The following is a 25,128-nucleotide window of genomic DNA, read 5'->3' on the forward strand; positions in this document are numbered from 1 at the left end:
ATCCCTGCTATCCCGAGAGGTTGAAGTTGCCGGAGCCGCCGTAGACGGCAAGTGAAACGAACAGCGTAATGACGACGACGACGACCAGTGAGGTCCGCACGGCTTGACCGACCGCGATGCCCACGCCGACGGGGCCGCCGGCCGCGTTGAAGCCGTAGTTGGTGTGTACCAGCATCACCGCGATCGACATGATGATCGCCTGCAGGAAGGACCACAGTAGATCTGTGGGGATCAAGAAGGTGTCGAAGTAGTGGTCGTAGAGGCCCGGTGACTGCGAGTTGATGAACACCGTGGTGGACCGGGCAGCGAAGAACGCGGCCAGCACTGACAGGGAATACAGCGGGATGATCGCGATCAGACCTGCCACCAAACGCGTGGACACCAAATAGGACACCGCATGTACTGCCATCGATTCGACGGCGTCGATCTCTTCGGCGACGCGCATGGCGCCGAGCTGGGCGGTGGTGCCGGCCCCGATGGTGGCGGCCAGTGCGATCCCGGCAACCACCGGCGCCACGATCCGCACGTTGAGGAACGCCGACAAGAAGCCGGTCAACGCCTCGATGCCGATGTTGCCCAGCGACGAGAAGCCCTGCACCGCGATCACGCCACCGGAGGCCAGGGTGAGGAAGGTGGCCACCCCCACCGTGCCCCCGATGATGGCGAGCGCGCCGGTTCCCATGGTGATCTCGGCGATCAGCCGGACGGTTTCCTTGCGGTACCGGGTCAGCGCGTTGGGGACGTACCGGATCGATTCGGCGTAGAACAGCGCCTGCTCGCCGAAGTTGTCGACGGCCTTGGGCAGTCCGCGAAACAGCCGCCGGAACCGCAACGTGGCGTCGTAACTCATTTCACCAACACCCGGACGCTGATCGCGGTCATGACGACGTTGATGACGAACAGACAAATAAAGGCATAGACGACGGTCTCATTGACCGCGTTGCCTACGCCCTGAGGGCCGCCCTTGGCGGTCAGTCCGCGGTAACAGCCGATCAGGCCGGCTGCCGTGCCGAACAGCAGCGCCTTGATCTCGGCCATCACCAGCTCGCCGAGCCCGGTGAGCACGGTCAGCCCGTTGATGAAGGCACCGGGGTTGACGCCCTGCAGAAAGACCGAGAACACATAGCCGCCGACCAGACCAATCGCACACACCAACCCGTTGAGCAGCAATGCGACGAACGTCGACGCCAGGGCCCGAGGTACCACCAGCCGCTGGATCGGGTCAATACCGAGCACCCGCATCGCGTCGATCTCTTCGCGGATGGTGCGAGCACCCAGGTCAGCACAGATGGCGGTCGCGCCTGCGCCGGCCACCACGAGCACGGTCACCACCGGGCCCAGCTGGGTGATGGTGCCGAACGCGGTACCGGCGCCGGACAGGTCGGCAGCGCCGATCTCACGCAGCAGGATGTTGAGGGTGAACGCCACCAGCACGGTGAATGGGATCGCGACCAGCACCGTCGGCAGCAGCGACACCCGGGCGATCATCCAGGTCTGGTCGAGGAATTCGCGGTACTGGAAGGGCCTGCGAAACATGGCCCGGAACGTCTCCAGGGACATCTCAACGAACCCGCCCACGGCCCGAGCCGGAACCGTGAGTTGTTCGATCAAGACACGTCCTTCCCTCAGGTCGGGCTTCCGGGGCATCGGTGGTCGCAAAACTGTATCCGGCAACCTCGTGCGATCGGCGTCATTCGTGCAATTCAGACGCCGCCTCACGTGAGCCGGATCATACTAACTAGAACACGTTCTCAGTGTCAAAGGACACGTTTCAGCGAGATTCCTGAGATATCCGCCCTGGTCACAGTGCATTGTGACCCACGCCTCGCTATAACGCGTTCTAATTTTGTTCTAATCGCCGGACATCAGTTCGGACGCCGAGAAAGTCCGCGCCGGATCGCGGCCGGCGAAGTAATTGGCCAGCGTGTCGGACAGTCCGGCCGGATCCCACGCCTGCCCATCGGCGCTGAACTTACGTTCGACGGTCGGCGCGGCCATCAGGGTTACCTCAGGTCCGTAGACCACGAAAACCTGACCGCTGACCGCAGCCGAGGCCGGGGATGCCAGGAACCGGACCAAGGTCACCACGTGCTCGGGCGACAAGGGGTCGACATCTCCCGCAGCGCCTTCCGGGGCGTCACCGAACACATCGGCGGTCATCGCGGTGCGGGCCCGCGGGCAGATCGCGTTGGCAGAGACGCCGTAGCGGCTCAGCGCCCGGCTAGCCGAGAGCGTCAGCGCGGTGATCCCCGCCTTGGCCGCGCCATAGTTAGCCTGCCCGACCGGACCCATGAGGCCGGCCTCTGAAGAGGTGTTGATGATGCGGCCGTACACGGCACCTTCGGAGTCCTTGGCCTTCTGACGCCAGTAGGCGGCCGCGTTGCGGGTCAAAAGGAAGTGTCCACGAAGGTGCACTGCGATAACAGCATCGAAGTCGTCGTCAGACATGTTGAACAACATCCGGTCGCGGGTGATCCCGGCGTTGTTGACGACGATGTTCAGCCCGCCCAGCCCGTCGGCGGTGCTGACGAGCTCGTCGGCGGTGGACCGCTGGCTGATGTCACCGGCCACCGGCACGCCCTTACCGCCGGCCGCGGCGATCTCTTCGATGACGTCGGAGGACTCCAGCGCCGGAGCGATGTCGTTCACGACCACCGTCGCCCCGGAGCGGGCCAACCCGATCGCCTCAGCTCGGCCAAGGCCGGCGGCTGCGCCGGTCACCACTGCGACCTTGCCGGTCAGATCGATCGCGTTGTCAGTCATGTACGCCGCTCCTTTGCGTCACCGGCGCACTCATCGTCACCGGCGGTTATGAATACCTCTAGTCGTTGTTAGGGGGAGGCTAGTCGTCGACGCGGCGCAGCGCGGCCCGCGGGCACTCGGCGATGGCCTGCTCAGCGTGGGCTTCCCGGTCGGCGGGGACCGGGGCGAGTTTCACCTCTGCCTGCTCGTCATCGTTCAGATCGAACAGGTCGGGGTCGATTCCGACGCAAATCGCGTTGCCTTCGCAACGATCCAGATCTACCTCAACTCGCATGACATTCTCCTGTAAAAGCCCTGCGCCGACCGAGCGTTTCCGGCCGCCGTCATCCACTAGTGTCACCATACGATCCGACAGCGTTCCCACACGAGCCGCTAGGGCCGTTGGACCCCGGGACTAGAACGTGTTACAACGGGCTGTCGAACCAGAATCTTATCGTGACACCGATCACCAGCGAAGGACTCCCCTGATGCAGATCAGCTACACGCCGGCCCAAGAAGAGCTGCGCAGCGAACTGAGGTCCTACTTCACCACGCTGATGACGCCGGAGCGTCGTGAAGCCCTCAGCTCGACCCAGGGCGAGTACGGCACCGGCAACGTCTACCGCGAGACCGTGGCCCAGATGGGGCACGACGGTTGGCTGACGCTGAGCTGGCCGAAGGAGTACGGCGGCCAGGCGCGTTCGCCGATGGAGCAGCTGATCTTCACCGACGAGGCCGCGATCGCCGGTGCCCCGGTGCCGTTCCTGACCATCAACAGCGTCGCGCCGACGATCATGGCGTTCGGCACCGAAGAGCAGAAGAAGTTCTTCCTGCCCAAGATCGCCGCCGGCGAGCTGCACTTCGCGATCGGCTACTCCGAGCCGGGCGCCGGCACCGACCTGGCCTCGCTGCGCACCACCGCGGTCCGTGACGGCGACGACTACGTGATCAACGGCCAGAAGATGTGGACGTCGCTGATCGCCTACGCCGACTACGTGTGGCTGGCGGCACGGACGAACCCGGAAGCCAAGAAGCACCGCGGGATTTCAATGCTGATCGTGCCCACCACCGCCGAGGGTTTCTCGTGGACCCCGGTCCACACCATGGCCGGCCCGGACACCAGCGCCACCTACTACCAGGACGTGCGGGTGCCGGTGACCAGCCTGGTCGGCGAAGAGCACGCGGGCTGGAAGCTGGTGACCAACCAGCTCAACCACGAGCGCGTTGCCCTGGTCTCGGCGCAGCCCATCCTGCTGGCTCTCGAAGAGGTCCGCGAATGGGCGCAGAACACCAAAGACGCCCACGGCAACCGGATCATCGACTCACAGTGGGTTCAGCTCAACCTGGCCCGGGTGCTGGCCAAGGCCGAAGTGCTCAAGCTGATCAACTGGGAGCTGGCCTCAACTGACAAGGCTGCGCCGTCCCCGGCGGACGCCTCGGCGGCGAAGGTGTTCGGCACCGAGTTGGCCACCGAGGCCTACCGCCTGCTGATGGAGGTGCTCGGCACCGCCGCCACCGTGCGCCAGGACTCCCCCGGCGCACTGCTGCGCGGCCGGGTGGAGCGGATGCACCGGGCCTGCTTGATCCTGACGTTCGGCGGCGGCACCAACGAGGTGCAGCGCGACATCATCGGCATGGTCGCCCTGGGCCTGCCCCGTAACCGCTGACCCAATTACCCCAAGGACTTTGGAGGCAAGTACCCATGGACTTCACCACTACCGAAGCATCTGACGACCTTTCGGGTCTGGTCAGCACCATCGTGGACGCGGTGTGCACGCCGGAGCGCCAGCGTGAGCTCGACGCGTTGGAGCAGCGCTTCGACACCGAGCTGTGGCGCAAGCTGATCGACGCCGACGTCGTGTCCAGTGCGGCGAGCGAGTCGCTGGGCGGCGGTGGTTTCGGCGTGCTCGAGCAGACGGCGATCCTGACCGCACTCGGCCGTCAACTGGCCGCGGTGCCCTACCTGGAGTCGGTGGTGCTGGCCGCCGAGACGCTGGCCAAGTTCGGCTCAGCCGAACTGCAGCAGGCCTGGGGCGTCCCGGCCGTGGCCGGCGAGAAGATCCTCACCGTCGCCCTCGACGGCGACATGGGCGAGGGCCCGGTCCGGGCGGCGACGGCCGACGGCGGCTACCGCCTCACCGGCACCCGCACCCAGGTCGGTTTCGCTTCGATCGCTGACGCCTTCCTGGTGGCGGCCGAAACCGATTCCGGCGCAGCGGTGTTCCTGATCGCCGCCTCCGACCCTGGCGTGACGGTGACCTCGCTGGCCACCACCGGACGGGGCAGCGTTGGCCATCTGGAGCTGTCCGGGGTCACGGTGGAGGCCGGTCGCCTGGTCGGCGGCGCCGACGTACTCGACCACCTGATCAGCGTGGCGGCCCTGGGCCACAGCGCCTACCAGCTGGGCGTCCTGGAGCGCGGCCTGGCCCTGACTGCCGAATACGCCCGCGAGCGCGAGCAGTTCGACAAGCCGATCGGCAGCTTCCAGGCGGTGTCGCAGCGGCTGGCCGACGGCTACATCGACGTCAAGGGGCTGCGCCTGACGCTGACCCAGGCGGCGTGGCGGATCAGTGAGGGTCTGCCCGCGACCACCCAGGTGGCCACCGCCGCATTCTGGGCGGCCGAGGCCGGTCACCGGGTGGCGCACAGCATCGTCCACATTCACGGCGGGGTCGGCATCGACATCGACCACCCGATCCACCGCTACTTCCTGGCCGCCAAGCAGACTGAATTCGCGCTTGGCGGCGCCACCGGAGCGCTGCTGGCGATCGGCCGCGAACTGGCCGAAACCCCGGCCTAGCGGCGATCGCAAGCGCGACGAAGTCACGCGCCGCGGGTCGCCGCCATGTACCTAGCGGGCGGGGGTACGTCAGCGGTTCAGCGCATCTCCGAACGTCACCTTGAACCCGGGCAGGTCCGTCAGGGCCACGGTGGCGTCGTAGGTCCGGTCGTAGCCGGTGTGGCTGAGCTTCCAGCCGTCGGAGGTGCGGCGGTAGGTGTCGTGATAGAAACCCGCCCCGATCAGCATCAGGTTGACGTCGGGCACAATCACGCGGTCTTGCAGGTACCAGATACCGGTGGCGGTGTCCGGGCCGGTGAGGGTGATCTCGGGATGGTTGACGCGGTGCTCGGTGATGACGTTGCCGGGAAGCGAGTTCCGCATGAATTCCACCAGCGAGTCACGGTCGGCGAAGGTGTGCTTGCTGCCCATCGACTGGCCGTAGGCGGCGGTGACGTCCTCGGCCAGGGTGGCTGCGAAGTCGTCCCAGTGCTTGGTGTCCAATGCCCGCATGTAGCGGTACTTGACTCCCTTGATGGCGTCGATGTCGGCGATGGTTTTCAGGGCTGCTATGGCGTCGAAGTCAGTCACCGCTCTATTGCAACACTAATCTGATCACCATGTCAGCACCCACCCAAATTGACGAACAGTCCACCGTCACAGCGATGCTGGCCGCGCTGGCCGAGGTGGACGATCGCGGTGTCTTCTACGAGGACACGTTCGTCAGCTGGCGAGACCACATCACGGCGGGCGCCCGGCTCGGTGCTGCGCTGCGGTCCCGGCTCGATCCGGACAAGCCACCGCATGTCGGTGTGTTGCTGGGCAATACGCCGTTCTTCTCGATGATGCTGGTGGCGGCGGCGCTGACCGGCATCGTGCCGGTGGGCTTGAACCCCACCCGCCGGGGCGCGGCCCTGGAGCGCGACGTAGCCCATGCGGATTGCCAGCTGGTGCTGGCCGACAACACCACCGACGTCACGGTTCCCGGCATGATCGATGTCGAATCACCCTCGTGGCAATCGGAATTGGCCGGTCATGCCGACACACCGGTGACCTTCCGGCAGGCCGGCCCCGACGAGCTGTTCATGCTGATCTTCACCTCGGGCACCAGCGGTGACCCGAAGGCGGTGCGCTGCACCCAGTGGAAGGCGGCGTTCCCGGGGCTGATGCTCTCGCAGCGGTTCGGCCTGGGAACCTCGGATGTCTGCTATCTGTCGATGCCGCTGTTTCACTCCAACGCGGTGATGGCGGGCTGGTCGGTGGCGGTGGCCGCCGGCGCGTCGATCGCGTTGCGCCGCAAGTTCTCCGCTTCGGGGTTCATTCCCGACGTGCGCCGCTTCGGCGCAACCTACGCCAACTACGTGGGCAAACCGCTGTCGTACGTGCTGGCCACTCCGGCACAGCCCGACGACGCCGACAACCCGTTGCGACTGCTCTACGGCAACGAGGGTGCACCCCGGGACCTGGAGCGCTTCGCGGCTCGGTTCGGGTGCACGGTGATCGACGCCTTCGGTTCCACCGAGGGCGGGGTGGCGATCGGACGCACTCCGGACACCCCGGCCGGCGCGCTGGGGCCGCTGATCGACGGGAACACCATCATCGACGTCGAGACCGGCGTGCAGTGTCCGCCCGGGGTGGTCGGCGAGTTGGTGAATGCCAGTGGGCGCGGCCAATTCCGCGGCTACTACCGCGATCCCGAGGCCGAGGCGCAGCGGATGGCCGGCGGGATTTACCACTCCGGCGATTTGGCCTATCGGGACGAAGCCGGCTACGCCTACTTCGCCGGCCGGCTCGGCGACTGGATGCGGGTGGACGGCGAGAACCTGGGCACCGCACCGATCGAGCGGATCCTGCTGCGCCACAATGCCGTCGCGCAGGTCGCGGTGTATCCCATCCCGGACCCCACGGTCGGTGATCAGGTGATGGCCGCGCTGGTCTTGGCCCGAGGGACCTCGTTCGACGCCGACGAGTTTCAGGCGTTCCTTGCCGAGCAGCCCGACCTGGGACCCAAGCAGTGGCCGTCGTATGTGCGGGTGGCCGAGGAATTGCCGCGCACCGAGACGTTCAAGGTGCTCAAGCGGGTGTTGACCGCCGAGGGCACCGGGTGCGCCGATCCGGTGTTCCGGATCTCGCGGTAGCGGCAGTCCGACCCCCTGCCAGCCGGGTCAGGAGATGACGTCCCAGCCTTGATTCGGATCGCCGTTGCAGTAGCGGGCGGAGACCCACGTTCCCGGCCCTGGTCCGCCGAGGACTGTGAGGCAGTACCAGCCCGTGTCGTTTTTCACCTGGCCATTCGGGTCGACGTTCCAGTTCTGGGGCGCCATTGCGACACATGGACCGAGGTGCGCGAACATACCTTCGCCCGACGGATTCACAGTGACCGCCGGATTGATCAGGCATCCGCCCGGGAAGGCGACGTTCTGCAGCTGCCGGCCGTTGCGATACCAGCGCTGGGAGTCAGAGTCCTCGCAGGGGTTGATCACCACCGCGGTGAAGTAGTCCGCTCCGGGAGCGTCGAGACAGAAATCGCCCAGCCGACTGCTCAGTCGGACGGTGTCGTCGGCGGCCGCCACACCAGCGATCCCCACCGCGACGCACAGCACCGCGGCGACCACGGCAAAAACCCGACCGACTCCGCCCATTCGCTGCAGCCGATGCATTGTTCGCTCCCTCTGTTTGGCGCCGGCCACCGAGCGCCGCAACCAACCGCGATCAGAACAGTTCGTAGGACTGGCGACTGATCGCGAATCCGTGGTCGTCACGGTTTTCGCAGCGGATACCGGACTTCTCGCTGACACAGGTGTAGGCGGTCGTCGCGTCACGATCGCCGTATTGCAGGACGCGGGCGTCACCACCGAAGGTGGTGTCGCCGCCGCAGACGAACTTGGGCTTGCCGTGGACCTCGAGCACGATGCCCTGCCCGTACCCGGTCTGGCTGGCACAGTCCAACGGTCGCGGCGGCGGCGACCAATCACGGTCCTGAATGTCGCAGCGAACCGAGTCCGAATCCGCCAGGCATGCGATGTTTCCGCTGGGGGACTCGAAGAAGTGCATGTCCGGCTGGGCGGTGACCGCAGGGGCACCGCCGATAATCACTGAGGTCAGAGCCGCGGTTGCTACCGCGATGGCGCCGACGGAAGGTCGCATGCCGCGACGATATCCGCGTGCGGGAAAAAAGTACGCGATTTCGTCCGATGATTCACCTCAGCGGCCACCCGCCGCGCCGCCCCCATTCCGGCCACCCGGCGCGCAATACTGAATCAATGCCTGCTGCCCGCCGCGTGCTCGTCGCAGTCCTGGCCACCGTCATGGCCCTCCCCCTGGCCCTGGCCTCCCCCGCCACCGCAGAGCCGTTACAGACCAGCTTCGCGCAGCTGGCCAACACCATCCCGGCCAACGTCGGCATCGCCTATGCCCCGGTCGGCCAGAACCAGGTAGGCACGCTCGGTTCCCTGCAGAACGGCGTCGCCTGGTCGACCATCAAGGTCCCGCTGGCCATCGCGGCGCTGCACGCCAACCGCCCGAACGCCCAGGACCTGGCCGCCAAGGCCGTCACGGCATCCGACAACGATGCCGCCGAGCAGTTGTGGTCCTCGCTGGGGCCGGCGCCCCAGGCCGCCCAGCAGGTGCAGGCCGTTCTGCGGGCCGGCGGAGACACCGGCACCGCGGTCGAATCCCGACGGCTGCGTCCCGAATTCAGCGCCTTCGGCCAGACGCAGTGGCCGCTGGCTCGTCAAGCGGTGTTCGCCGCCCATCTGCCGTGCATGCCCGCCGCCGCGCCCGTCTACAGCTTGATGCGCAACACCGTTCCCGACCAGCGCTGGGGGCTGGCCAGCATCGGCGCGCCGACCAAGGGCGGCTGGGGTCCCGGCCAGGGCAGCGGGTATCTGGTGCGGCAGTTCGGCATCGTCGGCACGCCGGCCGGGTCGCTCGCGGTGGCGCTGGCCGCCGAGCCCAAAGACGGCAGCTTCGGATCCGGGATCGCGGCGCTCAACCAGATGACCCAGTGGCTCAGTGCCCATGCCGCCGAGCTACCGGGTGGCCGCTGCGCGGGGTAGGTTGGCCGCTAACCACGTGTTACCCGCCAGTAGGAGTTCACCATGCCCGCCCCATCCGCCGCAGACTTCGACCGGCTGCGCCAACTGTCCGCCATCGATGACATCGACGCGCGGCAGTCGAAGACCATCGACGAGGTCTTCACCGGCAAGCCGCTGACCACCATCCCGGTCGGCAACGCCGAGGACGTGACGGCGGCATTCGCCAAGGCCCGCGCGGCCCAGCGCATCTGGGCGGCGCGCGGTGTCAAGGAGCGCAGCGCGATCATCGAGCGCTACCGCGATCTGGTGATCGCCAACCGGGACTTCCTGATGGACGTCTGCCAGGCCGAGACCGGCAAGGCACGTTCGGCTGCCCAGGAAGAGATCCTCGACATCATGCTCAACGCGCGCTACTACGCGCGCCAGGCCACCAAGTTGCTGGCCTCCAAGCGGGTGCCGGGGCTGCTGCCCGCCGTCGTCAAGACCGTGGTCAACCACCACCCCAAGGGCGTGGTGGGCGTGATCGCGCCGTGGAACTACCCGATGACGCTGTCGATCTCCGACGCCATCCCCGCACTGCTGGCGGGCAACGCGGTGGTGGTCAAGCCGGACAGCCAGACCCCGTACTGCACGCTGGCCAACGCCGAACTGCTGTATCAGGCCGGCCTGCCGCGCGACCTGTTCGCGGTGGTGCCCGGCCCGGGGTCGGTGGTCGGGACCGCGATCGTGCAGCAGTGCGACTACCTGATGTTCACCGGCTCCAGCGCCACCGGCCGCACCCTGGCCGAGCAATGCGGTTCCCGGCTGATCGGCTTCTCCGCCGAACTGGGCGGCAAGAACCCGATGATCGTCACCAAGGGCGCCAACCTGTCGGAGGTCGCGAAAGCCGCCACCCGCGCCTGCTTCTCCAACGCCGGGCAGTTGTGCATCTCGATCGAGCGGATCTACGTCGAGCGCGATGTCGCGGACGAGTTCGCCGCGAAGTTCGCCGAGCAGGTGCGCGCCATGCAGCTCTCGGCCGCCTACGACTTCACCGCCGACATGGGCAGCTTGATCTCCGAAGACCAGATCAAGACCATCTCCAACCACGTCGACGACGCGAAGGCCAAGGGCGCCAAGGTCATCGCCGGCGGAAATGCCCGCCCCGACATCGGGCCGCTGTTCTACGAGCCGACCGTGCTGACCGATGTCACCGACGAGATGGAGTGCGGGCGCAACGAGACGTTCGGCCCGGTCGTCTCCATCTACCCCGTCGACAGCGTCGAAGAGGCCATCGCCAAGGCCAACGACACCGAATACGGGCTGAACGCCAGCGTGTGGGCCGCCAGCAAGTCCCAGGGTGAGGCGATCGCCGCGCGGATCAAGTCCGGCACGGTCAATGTCGACGAGGGTTACGCCCTGGCCTTCGGCAGCGTCGCCGCGCCGATGGGCGGCATGAAAGCCTCCGGGGTAGGCCGCCGCCACGGTGCCGACGGGATCCTCAAGTACACCGAATCGCAGACGGTCTCCACCGCCCGGATCCTGAATCTGGACCCGCCGCTGGGGATTTCCGGCCCGCTGTGGCAGAAGATGCTGACCCCGATGATCCGCGTGGTGCAGGCGCTGCCCGGGCGTTAGCGGTCAGCGCCGGCCGGTGCGGTTCTTCCCCCGGTCGATGTCGCGCTCCAACTCGGCCAGCGCCGGCTCGATCCCGTCGGCCATCTTGTGGATGTCCTCGGCGACCTCCGGCGTGGTCACGAATCCGAAGTCGAGATGGTCGCGGTAGGAGAAGCAGGTGATGTTCAGCGCCACGTCCATGACCGGCGGGCCGAGCGGCACCAGTGACTCCAGTTCCGCTCCGGCCATGTAGATCGGAATCGGCGGACCCGGCACGTTGGAGACCACCAGGTTGATCGGGGCCAGCCGGTTCGACAGCCCGGTCGCGGTGTAGGCACGGGCGGCCAGCTGCAACAGCCCCGGCGGGGTGGTGTCGGTCAGACCCATGATCTGGTGCGCCGACAACGCCTTGGCCATCTGTTTGGCACTCTGAGTGCTGGCGTGAATCGATTTGAGCCGCTGGGCTGCTCCCTCGACGTCGGTCGCCATCGACACCGTCATCGAGCTGACCTTGTTGCCGACCTCGCCCTGGCTCTCTTCGGTGCGGGTCGACACCGGGATCTGGGCGACGAGCGGCTTGTCCGGCAGTTCGCCGCGCTCGCCGAGGTACTGCCGAACCGCGCCGGCGACCATGGCGAGCACGACATCATTGAGCTTGACCCCGTAGGCGTCCTTGACTGCCTTGATCCGGGCCAGCTCGACCCGGGCGGCGCTGATCCGCCGGTGCGGCGAGACGCTGGCGTTGAATCGGGTCACCGGGGCGTCGAAGTAGCGCGGTGGTTTGCGGGGAAGTCCCAGTCCGACAGTGGCGATCTGCTGGCGGACGGTCTGCTGCAGCAGCCGGCCGATGCGGTACGGCGTCTTGACCGCGACGTTGACCAATTCCTCGACGACCCGGCGCTCGTAGCTGGGGATGACGGCTCCGTTCGACGATCCGATCGCCTCCGGTAGTGGCGGCCGCGGCTCCGGCGTGATGTCCAGCATGATCTCGAACAGTCCTGCGCCTGAGACACCGTCGACGATCGCGTGATGCATCTTGGTCAGCGTCGCGACCCGGCCGCCGCTGACGCCTTCGATGACCCACATCTCCCACAACGGGCGGGAGCGGTCCAGCTTGTAGGACATCAGCCGGCCCACCAGCTCTTCGACCTCACGCCGCCCGCCCGGCGCGGGAACGCCGATACGCCGCAGGTGGAAGTCGATGTCGAGGTGCTCGTCTTCGACGAACCACGGCCGGTCCAGCCCCATTGGCGAAGGGCTGACCCGCCAGCGCAGCTGCGGCAGTTGCGGTAATCGCTCAATCAACAGCTGGCGAACCCGCTCAAAGCTGTAGTTCGGCGCATTGGTGGTGTCGCAGATCGCCAACCCACCGATGTGCATATGCCAGCCCGCCGTTTCGGCAGACCAGAACGCCGCGTCGACGCCCGAAAGTCGCTGCATCGACAGAGACTAGCCCGCAGAGCGTTCCGTCGAGGGCAGCTCTGCACCAAAAATTCGGTGAGTTAGCTCTCTGCCGCCACGTGCTTGGCATGCACCTCGTCGGCGGGACGAGCCTCGGTCTGCTCTTTGGCCCAGCGGTAGTCGGGTTTGCCGGCCGGGGAACGCTTCACCTCGTCGACGAACCACAGGCTGCGGGGAACCTTGTACCCGGCGATCTCGGTACGGGCGCAGGCGTTGATCTCATCCAGCGAAGGCCGGGCATCGCCGCGCGCCTGCACCACCGCGGCCACGTGCTGGCCGTAGCGGGCGTCGGGCACGCCGACCACCAGCGCGTCGAAGACGTCGGGGTGGGTCTTGAGGGCGGCCTCGACCTCTTCGGGGTAGATCTTCTCCCCACCGGAGTTGATCGACACCGAGCCGCGGCCCAGCATCGTGACGCTGCCGTCGGCCTCGACCTGCGCGAAGTCGCCGGGAATCGCGTAGCGCACCCCGTTGATGGTGCGGAACGTCTCGGCGGTCTTCTTCTCGTCCTTGTAGTAGCCGACCGGGATGTGACCGCGCTTGGCGATGATGCCCCGCACACCGGACCCGGGCTGGACCTCGTTGCCGTCGTCGTCGAGCACCACGGTGGTCTTGTCGATCGTGACCCGCGGGCCGCCGGTGTGCGCTTCGCCCTTGGCGACGATGCTGGTGCCACCGAAACCGGTCTCGCTGGACCCGATGGAGTCGGTGATGATCCGGTTGGGCAGCAGCTCCAGCAGGCGTTCCTTGATGCTCGGGCTGAACAGTGCCGCGGTGGATGCCAGCAGGAACAGCGACGACAGGTCGTACTCGTTACCGGCGTCCTGATGGGCCAGCAGCGCATCCAGCAGCGGGCGCGCCATCGCGTCGCCGGTGAAGAAGAGCAGATTGACCTTGTGGTCGTGGATGGTGCGCCATACCGCGTCGGCGTCGAATTCCGGTGCCAGGACCACGGTCTGGCCGCTGAACAGCGACATCCAGGTGGCCGACTGGGTGGCACCGTGGATCATCGGCGGGATCGGGTGGCGGACCATCGGCGGGTTGGCGACAGCCAGCTTGGCCAGGTCGTACTCGTCGGCGATCGGTTCGCCGGTGGCGAAGTCGGTTCCGCCGAACAGCACCCGGTAGATGTCCTCGTGACGCCACATCACGCCCTTGGGGAAGCCGGTGGTGCCGCCGGTGTAGAGCAGGTAGATGTCATCGGCGCTGCGCGGTCCGAAGTCCCGCTCCGGCGAGCTCTGCGCCAGTGCGGCCTCGAACTCCACGCCGCCGTAGCGCTGGTAGTCCAGATCGCTGCCGTCCTCGACCACCAGGATGGTCTTGACGTGCGGGGTGTCGGGCAGCACGTTGGCCACCCGGTCGGCGTACTGGCGCTCGTGCACCACCGCGACCATGTCCGAGTTGTCGAACAGGTAGCGCAGTTCGCCCTCGACATAGCGGAAGTTGACGTTGACCAGGATGGCGCCGGCCTTGATGATGCCGAGCATCGCGACGACGATCTCGTTGCGATTGCGGCAGTACAGGCCGACCTTGTCGTCCTTCTTGACGCCCTGACTGATCAGGTAATGAGCCAGCCGGTTGGCCTTCTCCTCGAGCTGCCCGTAGGTCAGCTGATCAGGCCCACAGATCAGGGCAACCCGATCCGGTACGGCGTCGATGGCGTGTTCGGCTAAGTCGGCGATGTTGAGAGCCACAACACACAAACTAGAACGTGTTACATTTCGATTTCAAGTCGAGGTCCCAACCCGGAAAGGCGGACGCCGGTGAGCGAGTCGTCAGAACAGCCCCACGCCCTCGTTGAGCAGCGCGGACACACGCTGATCGTCACGCTGAACCGTCCCGAGGCCCGCAACGCTCTTTCCGGCGAAATGCTGGCGATCATGGTGGAGGCGTGGGACCGCGTCGACAACGACGACGAGATCCGCTCGTGCATCCTGACCGGCGCCGGTGGTTATTTCTGTGCGGGCATGGACCTCAAGGCAGCCAACAAGAAGGCACCCGGCGACTCGTTCAAAGACGGCAGCTACGACCCGTCGCGTATCGACGGCCTGCTCAAGGGCCGCCGGCTGACCAAGCCGTTGATCGCCGCGGTGGAAGGCCCGGCCATCGCCGGGGGCACCGAGATCCTGCAGGGCACCGACATCCGCATCGCCGGTGAAAGCGCGAAGTTCGGCATCTCCGAGGCCAAGTGGAGCCTGTACCCGATGGGCGGCTCCGCGGTGCGGCTGGTGCGCCAGATTCCCTACACGATGGCCTGTGACCTGCTGTTCACCGGTCGCCACATCACCGCCGCCGAGGCGCTGGAGATGGGCCTGATCGGCCACGTGGTGCCGGACGGTTCCGCGCTGGACAAGGCCCTGGAGATCGCCGAGCAGATCAACAACAACGGCCCGCTGGCGGTGCAGGCGATGCTGCGCACCATCCACGAGACCGAGGGCCTGCACGAGAACGACGCCTTCCAGATCGACACCAAGATCGGCATCAAGGTGTTCTTGAGCGAGGACGCCAAGGAAGGTCCGCGGGCGTTCGCCGAGAAGCGCAAGCCGGAGTTCAAGAACCGCTGATGCGGGTCGCAGTCACCGGCGGCACCGGCTACCTCGGCGCCCACACGGTCAAGACACTGCTGGAAGCCGGGCATTCGGTGCGGCTGCTGGTCGCCCCGGGCTGCGGTGACGAGCCGGTTATTCCCCAGTTGCGTGAACTGGGTGCGCTCGAGGTGCTCGACGGCGACATCCGCGACACCGCGGTGGTGGCTGCGCTGTTGGACGGCTGCGACTCGGTGCTACATGCCGCCGGGGTGGTCGGCACCAACGACCGCCAGGAAAAGTTGATGTGGGACATCAACGCCTACGCCACCGAGGCGATCCTGACCCGCGCCGTGGCCGCAGGTCTGGACCCGGTGGTGTCGGTCAGTTCCTACAGCGCGCTGTTCCCGCCGCCGGACGGGGTCATCGGCCCCAACTCGCCCACCGTGCCCGGGCGCAGTGCCTACGCCCGCACCAAGGCCTACGGCGAGCGGGTGGCCCGCCGGCTGCAGGACGAGGGCGCACCGGTCGTGGTCACCTATCCCTCCAGCGTGGTCGGCCCGGCGTTTCACACCGCGCCCGGCGTCACCGAACGGGGCTGGGCGCCGATCGTCAAGTACCGGGTGGCACCGGTGGTGCGCGGCGGCATGGCGATGGTCGACGTTCGCGACATCGGCCGGGTGCACGAGGCGCTGATGCGGCCCGGCCGCGGTCCCCACCGCTATCTGTGTGGCGGAATCATGGTCAGCTTCGACGAGATGATCGCCGCGGTGGAACAGGGACTGGGCAAGCCGGTGCGCCGAATCCGGGTGGCCCCCAGCGTTTTCAAGGGCATCGGACGAGTCAGCGACCTGGCCAGCAAACTGCTGCCGCTGCCCGAGTCACTGAGCTACGAGGCGGCCTGGCTGCTGACCTCGGCCACCCCGACCGACGACTCGGCCACGCTGGCCGATCTGGGTCTGGCGTGGCGGTCACCGATCGAGGCGATCATCGAGTCACTGCGGGCGCACTGACCCGCAGTCTCCCGTCGCCTGCCCGCTCTGCCTCCCTGCTCGCCGAACGTGTAACCAGCCCGATTTTTCGGGCGATTTTTCTCCTCTGAGTGCACGCTCGGCGTTGTGTCGGTGGTCATCGGCAGACTCCCGGCATGGGTGAGCCATTCCAACCCTTCCTGGGCAGTGAGGCCGTCGCCGCAGCACAGGTGACGAAATATGTGCTGAGCAGCCGATTCACTGCGCTCCATCCCGACGTCTACGTCCCGGCCGGAACGGAGCTCACTGCCGCGTTGCGCGCACGCGCCGCATGGCTGTGGTCACGACGGCGCGGGGTTATCGCCGGCCAATCCGCCGCCGCGCTGCACGGCGCGAAGTGGGTCGAGGACCGCGCTCCGGCCGAGTTGCTCTTCGACTGCCGGCGTCCGCCCCGAGGCGTGCGGACGTGGTCCGACCGGGAAGCGGACGACGAGGTGCAACCGATCGAGGGTATGCGGGTCACCACCCCAGCACGCACCGCGTTAGACCTCGCCTGCCGCTACCCAGTCGGGAAAGCAGTCGCGGCCATCGATGCGCTGGCTCGTGCGACCCGCCTCAAGATTGCCGATGTCGAGTTACTGGCCGAGCGCTACCGCGGCCGCCGGGGCATCCGCCGTGCCCGGATGGCGCTGGAGCTCGTCGATTCCGGCGCGGAGTCGCCCCGCGAAACCTGGTTGCGGCTCTTGCTGATTCGGGCGGGCTTCCCACCGCCGCAGACCCAGATCCCGGTCTACGATAAGTGGCAACAACTGGTGGCTGTGCTGGATATGGGTTGGGAGGACATCAAAGTCGGCCTCGACTACGAGGGCGACCACCATCGCACCAGCGCACGGCAATTCAACAAGGACATCCGGCGCCACGAGACGGTCACTGGTCTTGGCTGGATCGACCTGCGGATCACCCGCGAGGACACCGAAGGCGGCATCATTGGCCGAGTCAGCGATGCCTGGGCTCGCCGAACGTGCACTGACACCGAGAATCCCGCGAACTTTCCAGACTGATTACACGCTCGGCGAGGACGACTAAGCCAGCACCGGCTTGCTCGGGGTGAACACCACCGGCATCGCTTCCGGGCCGCTGACGAAGTTCGCCGGCCGCAGCGGAACCTCGGCTCCTTCGGCCAGGCGCAGGTCCGGCAACCGCTGCAGCACCCGTTCGGTCATCAGCGAAAGCTCCAGCCTGGCCAGCTGATTGCCCATGCAGAAGTGGGTGCCGAAGCCGAACGCGAGATGGCTGTTGGGGTTGCGCTGGACGTCGAACCGCTCCGGTTCATCGAATATCGACTCGTCGAAGTTCGCCGACTCGAACAGCAGCATGATCTTCTCGCCCTGCTTAAGTTCGGTGCCGTAGAACTCCGTATCGGCGGTCAGGGTGCGGCACATGTTTTTCACCGGTGAAGTCCAGCGCAGCATCTCCTCGATGGCCCCGGGAAGCAGACTCGAGTCGGCCCGCAACATGTCCCACTGATCCCGGTGGCGAATCAACTCCCCGGTTCCGCCGGATAGCGTGTGACGAGTGGTCTCGTCGCCGCCGATCAGGATCAGCAGGGTCTCGAAGATGATCTCGTCGTCGGTCATCACGGCACCGTCCACCTCGGCGTTGACCAGGACGGAGAACAGGTCGTCGGTGGGGTCGGCCCGACGTTTGACGATGATCTCTCGGGTGAACTCGGTCCAACCGGCGAACGCCTCCATGACCGCCTGAAACGTCGCAGACTCCGGGTCCAGGTGTGAACTCTGCCCAGCCACCAGGTCGTCCGACCATTTCAGCAACTTCGACCGGTCCTCGGGCAGTACCCCGAGCATGTCGCCGATCACCGCCATCGGCAGCGGCGCGGCGATATCGCGGACGAAGTCGCACTCGCCCCGCTCGCAGACCGCGTCGATCAGCGTGTCGCAGAGGGTCCCGATGGAAGGCAACTGGGCGTGCACCCGCTTGCGGGTGAAGCCGGCGTTGACCAGTTTGCGTCGCACCAGGTGCTCCGGGTCGTCCATGTCGATCATGTACGGCATGCCCGGCTGGTCGGGACGGATGCCCCCGGTGTTGGAGAACAGTTCCGCGTTGCGCTCGGCGTCGATCACCGCGCCGTAGCTGGCTGCGGCGGCCTGGCCGTTGCGGTCCCGGAACACCGGTTCGTGTGCCCGCATCCATTTGTAGGCGGCGCGCGCCCCGCCGTCGGAGTAGAAGGTGCCGTCCGTCAAGTCGACGTCCGGCTTGGTCGCCGGCTTCGCATCGGCCATTACCTCGGTCATTTGCGTCCTCCGGATTACAGTGGGAGTCATGGCTCTTTCACAGCACACCATCGCTGGCACTGTGCTTACCATGCCCGTCCGTATCCGTCATGCGGATGTACATTCCGCAATGTTTTCGGTGCCCGCGGATGCCGCGCAGGCGATGATCGACTACAGCGGTCTGCAGGTCTTCCAGCAGCAGCCGGGACACGCTGTGGTCAATCTGATGCTGGCCCGCTACATCGACGGCGACCTGGGCCGCTACCTGGAATTCGGCACCGCGGTGATGGTCAACCCGCCGGGCACCGAAGCCAGTGGCTGGCGCGCACTGGGCGCCGCAGGCGCGTTCATCCACCACCTCCCGGTCGACCAGGAGTTCACCCTCGAGGCTGGACGCACCATCTGGGGATTCCCGAAGATCATGGCGGACTTCACTGTTCGCGACGGCCGGCAATTGGGCTTCGATGTCGCCGCGGACGGCCAGCACATCGCCACCATGGAATTCGGTCGCGGGCTGCCGGTTCCAGGCCTGCTCACGTCCCGGCCACGGGTCCTGCAAGCATTCAGCCATCTCGATGGAGTTACCCGCCAAGTCCCTTGGGAGATGCGGATTTCGAAGGTACGCGGGTCACTGGGCGGTACCACGCTGCGGCTGGGCTCCCACCCCTATGCGCGTGAGCTGGCTGCCCTGGGCCTGCCCAAGCGGCCGATGATGTCGTCGACCGTGGGCCGCGTCGAGATGACCTTCGGCGATGCCGAGGTGGTGGGCCCCTAAATCTTGGCGTCCCGCCCCTCCCAGTACGGGTCGCGCAGCTTGCGCTTGTAGAGCTTGCCGTTGGGGTCGCGCGGCATCTCGGCGATGTAGTCAATGCTCTTGGGCAGCTTGAACTTCGCCAGCCGTGCCGCCGCGTACTCCATCAGCTCGGCGGTCAGCGCGTCATCGCCCACCACACCCTCGGCCGGCTGGACAACGGCCTTGATCGCCTCGCCCCAGTCCTCGTCGGGCACCCCGAACACCGCGACGTCCAGCACCTTCGGGTGAATGATCAGCTCGTTCTCGATCTCGGCAGGGTAGACGTTGACCCCGCCGGAGATGATCATGTTGGTCTTGCGGTCCTGCAGATACAGGTAGCCGTCCTCATCGAGGTAGCCGACGTCACCGACGGTGAACAGGTCACCGGCACGGTTTTCCTCGGTCTTTTTCTTGTCGTTGTGGTAGGCGAAGGTGGAGCCGCCCATCTGCATGTAGACGGTGCCGACCTCGCCGGCCGGCAGCTCATTGCCTTCGTCGTCGAGCACCTTGACCACCGAATACGGCCAGGCCTTACCCACCGAGCCCGGGTGGGTCAGCCACTCGGCGCCGCTGATCTTGGTGCCGCCGCCCTCGGTGGCGGCGTAGTACTCGGTGATCACCGGACCCCACCAGTCCAACATCTGACGCTTGACCTCGGGCGGGCACGGCGCCGCGCCGTGAATCATGTTGCGCAGGGAAGACATGTCGTAGCGCTCGCGCACCTCGGCGGGCAGCGCCAACAGCCGACGGAACTGGGTGGGCACCATGTGGCTGTGGGTGACCTTGTGCTGGTCGATCAGCGACAGCATCTCTTCGGGATCCCACTTGTCCATCAGCACCACCTTGTGGCCCAGTTGGATGGAGATCGACGAGAAGTTCAGCACCGCAGTGTGATACAGCGGCGAGCCACAGATGTGCACGTGATTGTCGAACGGCAACAGGTCATACAGCGCGAAGAAGCCGGCCGAGGCAACCGGCACCGCGTCGGGGTCGGCGCCGGTCAGCGGACGCTTGACGCCCTTGGGCTTACCGGTGGTGCCGGAGGTGTAGAGCATCGCCGCACCCATGGTGCGCACATCGGGCCGGCCCTCTTCGCCCGCTCCCAGCGTGGACAGCGGGGCGAACCCCTCGATCTCGCCGACCGCGAAACGCCCAGCCGCGGGCAGACCGGCCTCGTCCGCGGCGATCTTGGAAGCCTCCGCGAATCGCTCGTGGGCAACAACAACTTTCGCGCCACTGTCGGAGAGGATGTAGCCGATCTCCGGACCGGTCAGGTGCCAGTTGATGGCCACGATGTAGAGCCCGGTCTGCATGGCGGCGAAATACACCGCGAGCGTGTCGACGATGTTCGGCAGCACCATCACCAGCACGTCGCCGGGCTCCAGGCCCATCGCCTGTAGGCCGCGTCCGTAGCGGTCCGCGCGGGCTGCCAGCTCCCCGTAGGTCAGCTGACCCCCATGGACGTCGACCACTGCGGCGGCGTCGGGGGTGTCACGGGCAATGGTCCACAGGCCGGCTTCGCTCATTCGGCCAATCTAGAACGCGTTCTAGTCTGCCCGCAAGGTGGAACCAGCGCCGCACGCCGAACCGGACTAAACCAGCGAGGCCAGCTGCTGAATCTGCTCGGTGCTGCGTCCGGTGACCACCATCATGGTGACGCCGGCGGCCTCCCAGACCTTGATCTGCTTACGGACGTAGTCGAGGTCGCCCACGATCGCGGCGTCGTCCACCAGCTCGTCGGGGATGATCTCGCCGGCCTTGTCCTTCTGCCCGCTGCGGAACAACTTGGTCACGTCGTCGACCACCTCGCCGTAGCCCATCCGGCGGTAGACCTCGGCGTGGAAGTTGGTGTCCTCGGAACCCATGCCGCCCATGTAGAGCGCCAGGTAGGGCTTCATGGCCGCGAACGCCGCGGCGCGGTCTTCGGTGATGACGATGTTGGCCGTCGCGCAGATCTCGAAGTCTTCGCGGGTGCGCCGTGCTCCCGGTCGGGCAAAGCCCTCGTCGAGCCACTCGTTGTACATGTCGGCCAGTCGCGGGGCGTAGAAGATCGGCAGCCAGCCGTCGGCGATCTCGGCGGCCATCGCGATGTTCTTCGGGCCTTCGGCGCCGAGCATCACCGGGATGTCGGCACGGCGCGGGTGGGTGATCGGCTTGAGCGCCTTGCCCAGTCCGGTGCTGCCCTCGCCGCTGATCGGCAGCGGGTAGTGCGGGCCGGCGCTGGTCACCGGGGCCTCGCGGGCCCACACCTGGCGCAGGATGTCGATGTATTCGCGGGTGCGCGCCAGCGGCTTGCCGAAGCGCTGGCCGTACCAGCCCTCCACCACCTGCGGCCCGGACACGCCCAGGCCCAGGATGTGGCGGCCACCGGAGAGGTGGTCCAGCGTCAAAGCGGCCATAGCGCAGGCGGTCGGAGTACGTGCCGAAAGCTGAACCACCGACGTGCCCAACCGAACCCGTGACGTCGACGAGCCCCACCAGGCCAGCGGGGTATAGGCGTCGGAGCCCCACGCCTCGGCGGTGAAGACCGAGTCGAAACCGGCGTCCTCGGCCGCGGTCACCAGTTCGGCGTGGTTGGTCGGCGGCTGCGCGCCCCAATATCCGAGTTGCAGTCCCAGCTTCATCCTTGGCTCCTCGCTCGCCTGCTTGCCACCATTGTTAGAACCTGTTCTACTCGATGCCGTGACTGCCAGCCAAAGCAACCGCGCGCAGATCGATGACCATGAGCCACCCCTCTCTGCGCCGCTGAAGTTGTCCTTCGACTACACACGTTCAGTCGGCCCCGTTCTAGGCGCGTTCTTCACCGCTCTGCGTGAGCGCCGCATCGTCGGCGTCCGTGGTTCCGACGGTCGGGTGTACGTGCCGCCGGCCGAGTACGACCCGGTCAGCTACGAACCGCTCACCGAGATCGTACCGGTGGGCAGTGTCGGCACCGTGGTCTCGTGGTCCTGGCAACCGGCCCCGTTGGAGGGCCAGCCGCTGCAGCGCCCGTTCGCCTGGGCGCTGATCAAGCTCGACGGCGCCGACGTGCCGCTTCTGCACGCGGTGGCGGCCGAAAGCCCCAAGGAGATCAGCGTCGGCACCCGGGTGCACGCGCACTGGGCCGACGAGACCGTCGGCGCGATCACCGACATCGCCTACTTCGCGATCGGTGAGGACGCCGAACCGGTGGCCGACACCCCTGACGAGCGCGACCCGGTGAGCATGGTGGTGATCCCGTCCAGCCTGGAGATCCAGCACACCGCCTCGCTTCCGGAGAGTGCGTACCTGCGCGCCCTACAGGAAGGCAAGCTGCTCGGTGCGCGCACCGGCGCCGACGGAAAGCTGTACTTCCCGCCCAAGGAGGCCGACCCGGCTACTGGCCTGCCGTTGGACAACTTCGTCGAGCTGCCCGACAAGGGCACGGTGACGACGTTCGCCATCATCAACATCCCGTTCGCCGGGCAGCGCATCAAGCCGCCGTACGTGGCCGCCTATGTGTTGCTCGACGGCGCCGATATTCCCTTCCTGCACTTGGTGTCTGACATCGACGCACACGAGGTGCGGATGGGTATGCGCGTCGAGGCGGTGTGGAAGCCCCGCGAGGAGTGGGGCCTGGGCATCGACAACATCGAATACTTCCGGCCCACCGGCGAACCGGACGCCGACTACGACACCTACAAGCACCACCTGTGAGGGGCAGCATGACGCAACGCGATGTCGCGGTGGTGGGTTTCGCCCACGCCCCGCACGTTCGCCGCACCGACGGCACCACCAACGGCGTCGAGATGTTGATGCCGTGTTTCGCTCAGTTGTACTCCGAGCTGGGCATCGCCCAGACCGACATCGGGTTCTGGTGCTCGGGTTCCTCGGATTACCTTGCCGGACGGGCTTTCTCGTTCATCTCGGCGATCGACTCGATCGGCGCGGTTCCGCCGATCAACGAGTCGCATGTGGAGATGGACGGCGCGTGGGCGTTGTACGAGGCCTACATCAAGGTGTTGACCGGCGAGGTCGACACCGCATTGGCCTACGGATTCGGCAAGTCCTCGGCCGGCCAGCTCCGCCGGATCCTGGCCCTGCAGACCGACCCCTATACCGTCGCGCCGCTGTGGCCGGACTCGGTCTCGATCGCAGCACTGCAGGCTCGGCTCGGTCTGGACGGCGGCCAATGGACCGCCGAGCAGATGGCGCGGGTGGCACTGGATACCTTCGCGGTCGCCGACCGGGTGGACTCGGTGGAGCCGTCCGCCAGCCTTGACGAGCTGCTGGAGCGTCCGTTCTTCGCCGACCCGCTGCGCCGGCACGACATCGCACCGATCACCGACGGCGCCGCCGCTATCGTGCTCGCCGCCGGTGACAAGGCCCGCGAACTGTGTGAAAACCCGGCCTGGATCACCGGTTTCGAGCACCGCATCGAGTCTCCGGTGCTGGGCAGTCGGGACCTGACCCGGTCGGCGTCCACCACCGCCTCGACGCGCGCCGCATCCGGCGACGACATGCCGGCGGTGGACGTCGCCGAGATCCACGCGCCGTTCACCCATCAGCATCTGATCCTGACCGAGGCGATGCGGTTGCCGTCGAAGACGAAGGTGAACCCGTCCGGCGGCGCCCTGGCGGCCAATCCGATGTTCGTCGCCGGTCTGGAGCGCATCGGCTTCGCCGCACAGCACATCTTTGACGGTTCGGCGGGCCGGGTATTGGCCCACGCCACCAGCGGGCCTGCCCTGCAACAGAACCTGGTCGCGGTGATGGAAGGACGCAACTGATGGGCCAACTCGCTGCAGTGCTGGGCACCGGGCAGACCAAGTACGTCGCCAAGCGCCAAGACGTGTCGATGAACGGCCTGGTGCGTGAGGCCATCGACCGCGCGCTGGCCGATTCGGGCTCGACGTTCGACGACATCGACGCGGTGGTGGTCGGTAAGGCACCGGACTTCTTCGAGGGCGTGATGATGCCCGAGTTGTTCATGGCGGATGCTGTTGGCGCCACCGGCAAGCCGCTGATCCGGGTGCACACCGCCGGTTCGGTGGGCGGGTCGACGGCGATCGTGGCGGCCAGCCTGGTCAAGTCCGGCAAGTACCGCCGGGTGCTGGCGATGTCCTGGGAGAAGCAGTCGGAGTCCAACGCGATGTGGGCGCTGAGCATCCCGGTGCCGTTCACCAAGCCGGTCGGCGCCGGCGCCGGCGGCTACTTCGCGCCGCACGTGCGCGCGTACATCCGCCGGTCCGGAGCGCCGAACGACATCGGCGCGATGGTCGCGGTCAAGGACCGGCTCAACGGCGCCCGCAACCCGCTGGCGCACCTGCACCAGCCCGACATCACCGTGGAGAAGGTGATGGCGTCCCAGATGCTGTGGGACCCCATCCGTTTCGACGAGACCTGCCCGTCTTCAGACGGTGCTTGCGCGATCGTGATCGGTGACGAAGCGGCCGCGCAGGCGCGGATCGACGCGGGCGAGCCGGTGGCCTGGGTCCACGCCACCGCGCTGCGCACCGAGCCGTTGGCCTACTCCGGGCGCGACCAGGTCAATCCGCAGGCCGGCCGGGACGCCGCCGCCGCACTGTGGAAGGAAGCCGGGATCACCAGCCCGATCGACGAGATCGACGCCGCGGAGATCTACGTGCCGTTCTCCTGGTTCGAGCCGATGTGGCTGGAGAACCTGGGCTTTGCGGCGCCCGGCGAAGGCTGGAAGCTCACCCAGGCCGGCGAGACGGCGATCGGCGGGAAGCTGCCGGTCAACGCCTCCGGCGGGGTGCTGTCCTCCAACCCGATCGGCGCCTCGGGCATGATCCGGTTCGCCGAGTCGGCGATCCAGGTGATGGGCAAGGCCGGCGACCACCAGGTGCCGAATGCCCGCAAGGCATTGGGCCACGCCTACGGCGGTGGCTCGCAGTACTACTCGATGTGGGTGGTCTCCTCTGACAAGCCCGCCGACAAGCCCGCCAACTGAG

Annotated in this window: 24 protein-coding genes; 12 read left to right on the forward strand and 12 right to left on the reverse strand. The window is 66.8% G+C overall.

The features are described 5' to 3' along the window. Positions 1–7 precede the first annotated feature (7 nt). The 4 genes from ACKY0W_RS19150 to ACKY0W_RS19165 form a co-directional block, all read right to left on the reverse strand. On the reverse strand, positions 8–850 hold the full coding sequence (locus ACKY0W_RS19150; protein WP_406759650.1) for an MlaE family ABC transporter permease: 843 nt from the start codon (positions 848–850) through the stop codon (positions 8–10). Continuing rightward, positions 847–1,611: an ABC transporter permease gene (locus tag ACKY0W_RS19155; protein ID WP_046286802.1), complete on the reverse strand. Its 765-nt coding sequence runs from the start codon at positions 1,609–1,611 to the stop codon at positions 847–849. Before ACKY0W_RS19155 ends, ACKY0W_RS19150 begins: the two co-directional genes overlap by 4 nt. Positions 1,612–1,851: 240 nt before the next feature. After that, entirely contained in the window at positions 1,852–2,763 is a 912-nt protein-coding gene (locus ACKY0W_RS19160) for a 3-oxoacyl-ACP reductase (protein WP_409435375.1), read from the reverse strand. Between the two features lie 79 nt (positions 2,764–2,842). After that, positions 2,843–3,037 (reverse strand): ferredoxin, encoded by a 195-nt coding sequence (locus tag ACKY0W_RS19165; protein ID WP_024442226.1) that lies wholly within the window; start codon positions 3,035–3,037, stop codon positions 2,843–2,845. 193 nt (positions 3,038–3,230) lie between these two features. Between ACKY0W_RS19165 and ACKY0W_RS19170 the strand changes: the two genes are divergently transcribed. Together ACKY0W_RS19170 and ACKY0W_RS19175 are read left to right on the forward strand one after the other, a co-directional pair. Continuing rightward, entirely contained in the window at positions 3,231–4,409 is a 1,179-nt protein-coding gene (locus ACKY0W_RS19170; RefSeq protein WP_406759652.1) for an acyl-CoA dehydrogenase family protein, read from the forward strand. 35 nt (positions 4,410–4,444) lie between these two features. After that, positions 4,445–5,542 (forward strand): acyl-CoA dehydrogenase family protein, encoded by a 1,098-nt coding sequence (locus ACKY0W_RS19175; protein ID WP_409435376.1) that lies wholly within the window; start codon positions 4,445–4,447, stop codon positions 5,540–5,542. 69 nt (positions 5,543–5,611) lie between these two features. Here the strand turns inward: ACKY0W_RS19175 and ACKY0W_RS19180 are convergent, their stop codons facing one another. Then, positions 5,612–6,112 carry a nuclear transport factor 2 family protein gene (locus ACKY0W_RS19180; protein ID WP_409435377.1) on the reverse strand — a complete coding sequence of 167 codons (501 nt, stop codon included), beginning with the start codon at positions 6,110–6,112 and terminating at the stop codon, positions 5,612–5,614. Positions 6,113–6,141: 29 nt separating this feature from the next. Here ACKY0W_RS19180 and fadD17 point away from each other — a divergent pair, with 29 nt between their 5' ends. Next, the gene (gene fadD17, locus ACKY0W_RS19185) at positions 6,142–7,659 is read left to right on the forward strand and encodes a long-chain-fatty-acid--CoA ligase FadD17 (RefSeq protein ID WP_409435378.1); all 1,518 of its coding nucleotides are present in this window, start codon (positions 6,142–6,144) and stop codon (positions 7,657–7,659) included. A gap of 27 nt (positions 7,660–7,686) precedes the next feature. Here fadD17 and ACKY0W_RS19190 read toward each other — a convergent pair whose 3' ends face one another. Both ACKY0W_RS19190 and ACKY0W_RS19195 read right to left on the reverse strand, forming a co-directional pair. Beyond that, on the reverse strand, positions 7,687–8,181 hold the full coding sequence (locus ACKY0W_RS19190; RefSeq protein ID WP_409435379.1) for a ricin-type beta-trefoil lectin domain protein: 495 nt from the start codon (positions 8,179–8,181) through the stop codon (positions 7,687–7,689). 52 nt (positions 8,182–8,233) lie between these two features. Continuing rightward, the gene (locus tag ACKY0W_RS19195; protein ID WP_409435380.1) at positions 8,234–8,668 is read right to left on the reverse strand and encodes a DUF6636 domain-containing protein; all 435 of its coding nucleotides are present in this window, start codon (positions 8,666–8,668) and stop codon (positions 8,234–8,236) included. Between the two features lie 161 nt (positions 8,669–8,829). Here ACKY0W_RS19195 and ACKY0W_RS19200 point away from each other — a divergent pair, with 161 nt between their 5' ends. Together ACKY0W_RS19200 and ACKY0W_RS19205 are read left to right on the forward strand one after the other, a co-directional pair. Continuing rightward, positions 8,830–9,579 (forward strand): hypothetical protein, encoded by a 750-nt coding sequence (locus ACKY0W_RS19200; protein WP_409437854.1) that lies wholly within the window; start codon positions 8,830–8,832, stop codon positions 9,577–9,579. 42 nt (positions 9,580–9,621) lie between these two features. Beyond that, positions 9,622–11,175, forward strand: a complete 1,554-nt coding sequence (locus tag ACKY0W_RS19205) for a succinic semialdehyde dehydrogenase (protein WP_409435381.1) — start codon at positions 9,622–9,624, stop codon at positions 11,173–11,175. Positions 11,176–11,178: 3 nt separating this feature from the next. Here the strand turns inward: ACKY0W_RS19205 and ACKY0W_RS19210 are convergent, their stop codons facing one another. Then, the gene (locus ACKY0W_RS19210) at positions 11,179–12,594 is read right to left on the reverse strand and encodes a WS/DGAT/MGAT family O-acyltransferase (protein ID WP_409435382.1); all 1,416 of its coding nucleotides are present in this window, start codon (positions 12,592–12,594) and stop codon (positions 11,179–11,181) included. Between the two features lie 62 nt (positions 12,595–12,656). Next, positions 12,657–14,309: an acyl-CoA synthetase gene (locus ACKY0W_RS19215; protein WP_409435383.1), complete on the reverse strand. Its 1,653-nt coding sequence runs from the start codon at positions 14,307–14,309 to the stop codon at positions 12,657–12,659. A gap of 69 nt (positions 14,310–14,378) precedes the next feature. On the opposite strand from ACKY0W_RS19215, the gene ACKY0W_RS19220 reads away from it, so the two are divergent. The 3 genes from ACKY0W_RS19220 to ACKY0W_RS19230 all read left to right on the forward strand — a co-directional run bounded on the left by ACKY0W_RS19220 (position 14,379) and on the right by ACKY0W_RS19230 (position 17,172). Beyond that, entirely contained in the window at positions 14,379–15,179 is an 801-nt protein-coding gene (locus tag ACKY0W_RS19220) for a crotonase/enoyl-CoA hydratase family protein (protein ID WP_406759661.1), read from the forward strand. Beyond that, entirely contained in the window at positions 15,179–16,153 is a 975-nt protein-coding gene (locus ACKY0W_RS19225; RefSeq protein ID WP_409435384.1) for an NAD-dependent epimerase/dehydratase family protein, read from the forward strand. The genes ACKY0W_RS19220 and ACKY0W_RS19225 overlap by 1 nt, the downstream gene beginning before the upstream one ends. A 134-nt stretch (positions 16,154–16,287) precedes the next feature. Then, positions 16,288–17,172, forward strand: a complete 885-nt coding sequence (locus ACKY0W_RS19230) for a hypothetical protein (RefSeq protein WP_409435385.1) — start codon at positions 16,288–16,290, stop codon at positions 17,170–17,172. Between the two features lie 21 nt (positions 17,173–17,193). Here the strand turns inward: ACKY0W_RS19230 and ACKY0W_RS19235 are convergent, their stop codons facing one another. Beyond that, the gene (locus ACKY0W_RS19235) at positions 17,194–18,411 is read right to left on the reverse strand and encodes a cytochrome P450 (RefSeq protein ID WP_409437855.1); all 1,218 of its coding nucleotides are present in this window, start codon (positions 18,409–18,411) and stop codon (positions 17,194–17,196) included. A 40-nt stretch (positions 18,412–18,451) separates the two neighbouring features. Here ACKY0W_RS19235 and ACKY0W_RS19240 point away from each other — a divergent pair, with 40 nt between their 5' ends. Continuing rightward, complete coding sequence (locus ACKY0W_RS19240) at positions 18,452–19,177, forward strand: acetoacetate decarboxylase family protein (protein WP_409435386.1); 726 nt, start codon at positions 18,452–18,454, stop codon at positions 19,175–19,177. Here ACKY0W_RS19240 and ACKY0W_RS19245 read toward each other — a convergent pair. Together ACKY0W_RS19245 and ACKY0W_RS19250 are read right to left on the reverse strand one after the other, a co-directional pair. Next, positions 19,174–20,721, reverse strand: coding sequence for an acyl-CoA synthetase (locus tag ACKY0W_RS19245; RefSeq protein WP_409435387.1), 1,548 nt, complete (start codon positions 20,719–20,721; stop codon positions 19,174–19,176). The two genes, ACKY0W_RS19240 and ACKY0W_RS19245, sit on opposite strands and share 4 nt — an antisense overlap. A gap of 66 nt (positions 20,722–20,787) precedes the next feature. Beyond that, on the reverse strand, positions 20,788–21,819 hold the full coding sequence (locus tag ACKY0W_RS19250; protein ID WP_409435388.1) for an LLM class F420-dependent oxidoreductase: 1,032 nt from the start codon (positions 21,817–21,819) through the stop codon (positions 20,788–20,790). A 58-nt stretch (positions 21,820–21,877) separates the two neighbouring features. Between ACKY0W_RS19250 and ACKY0W_RS19255 the strand changes: the two genes are divergently transcribed. From ACKY0W_RS19255 to ACKY0W_RS19265, 3 genes are read left to right on the forward strand one after another with little or no spacing between them, the layout of a single operon-like run. After that, on the forward strand, positions 21,878–22,870 hold the full coding sequence (locus ACKY0W_RS19255; protein ID WP_409435389.1) for a Zn-ribbon domain-containing OB-fold protein: 993 nt from the start codon (positions 21,878–21,880) through the stop codon (positions 22,868–22,870). An 8-nt stretch (positions 22,871–22,878) separates the two neighbouring features. Beyond that, a complete protein-coding gene (locus ACKY0W_RS19260; protein WP_406759777.1) occupies positions 22,879–23,943 on the forward strand; it encodes a thiolase domain-containing protein in 1,065 nt (354 codons plus the stop codon). After that, complete coding sequence (locus tag ACKY0W_RS19265) at positions 23,940–25,127, forward strand: thiolase domain-containing protein (RefSeq protein WP_409437856.1); 1,188 nt, start codon at positions 23,940–23,942, stop codon at positions 25,125–25,127. Before ACKY0W_RS19260 ends, ACKY0W_RS19265 begins: the two co-directional genes overlap by 4 nt. The last annotated feature ends 1 nt before the right edge of the window (position 25,128 follow it).

It is taken from the genome of Mycobacterium sp. SMC-14, assembly GCF_046250075.1.
GTDB lineage: Bacteria > Actinomycetota > Actinomycetes > Mycobacteriales > Mycobacteriaceae > Mycobacterium.

Bases quoted from the DNA above. Each gene is read 5' to 3' on its own strand.
- fadD17 (WP_409435378.1), top strand. From the start codon at position 6,142: ATGTCAGCACCCACCCAAATTGACGAACAGTCCACCGTCACAGCGATG.
- ACKY0W_RS19250 (WP_409435388.1), bottom strand. From the start codon at position 21,819: ATGAAGCTGGGACTGCAACTCGGATATTGGGGCGCGCAGCCGCCGACC.
- ACKY0W_RS19200 (WP_409437854.1), top strand. From the start codon at position 8,830: ATGGCCCTCCCCCTGGCCCTGGCCTCCCCCGCCACCGCAGAGCCGTTA.
- ACKY0W_RS19245 (WP_409435387.1), bottom strand. From the start codon at position 20,721: ATGAGCGAAGCCGGCCTGTGGACCATTGCCCGTGACACCCCCGACGCC.
- ACKY0W_RS19205 (WP_409435381.1), top strand. From the start codon at position 9,622: ATGCCCGCCCCATCCGCCGCAGACTTCGACCGGCTGCGCCAACTGTCC.
- ACKY0W_RS19225 (WP_409435384.1), top strand. From the start codon at position 15,179: ATGCGGGTCGCAGTCACCGGCGGCACCGGCTACCTCGGCGCCCACACG.
- ACKY0W_RS19240 (WP_409435386.1), top strand. From the start codon at position 18,452: ATGGCTCTTTCACAGCACACCATCGCTGGCACTGTGCTTACCATGCCC.
- ACKY0W_RS19190 (WP_409435379.1), bottom strand. From the start codon at position 8,181: ATGCATCGGCTGCAGCGAATGGGCGGAGTCGGTCGGGTTTTTGCCGTG.
- ACKY0W_RS19235 (WP_409437855.1), bottom strand. From the start codon at position 18,411: ATGGCCGATGCGAAGCCGGCGACCAAGCCGGACGTCGACTTGACGGAC.
- ACKY0W_RS19260 (WP_406759777.1), top strand. From the start codon at position 22,879: ATGACGCAACGCGATGTCGCGGTGGTGGGTTTCGCCCACGCCCCGCAC.
- ACKY0W_RS19165 (WP_024442226.1), bottom strand. From the start codon at position 3,037: ATGCGAGTTGAGGTAGATCTGGATCGTTGCGAAGGCAACGCGATTTGC.
- ACKY0W_RS19175 (WP_409435376.1), top strand. From the start codon at position 4,445: ATGGACTTCACCACTACCGAAGCATCTGACGACCTTTCGGGTCTGGTC.
- ACKY0W_RS19150 (WP_406759650.1), bottom strand. From the start codon at position 850: ATGAGTTACGACGCCACGTTGCGGTTCCGGCGGCTGTTTCGCGGACTG.
- ACKY0W_RS19195 (WP_409435380.1), bottom strand. From the start codon at position 8,668: ATGCGACCTTCCGTCGGCGCCATCGCGGTAGCAACCGCGGCTCTGACC.
- ACKY0W_RS19210 (WP_409435382.1), bottom strand. From the start codon at position 12,594: ATGCAGCGACTTTCGGGCGTCGACGCGGCGTTCTGGTCTGCCGAAACG.
- ACKY0W_RS19160 (WP_409435375.1), bottom strand. From the start codon at position 2,763: ATGACTGACAACGCGATCGATCTGACCGGCAAGGTCGCAGTGGTGACC.
- ACKY0W_RS19230 (WP_409435385.1), top strand. From the start codon at position 16,288: ATGGGTGAGCCATTCCAACCCTTCCTGGGCAGTGAGGCCGTCGCCGCA.
- ACKY0W_RS19170 (WP_406759652.1), top strand. From the start codon at position 3,231: ATGCAGATCAGCTACACGCCGGCCCAAGAAGAGCTGCGCAGCGAACTG.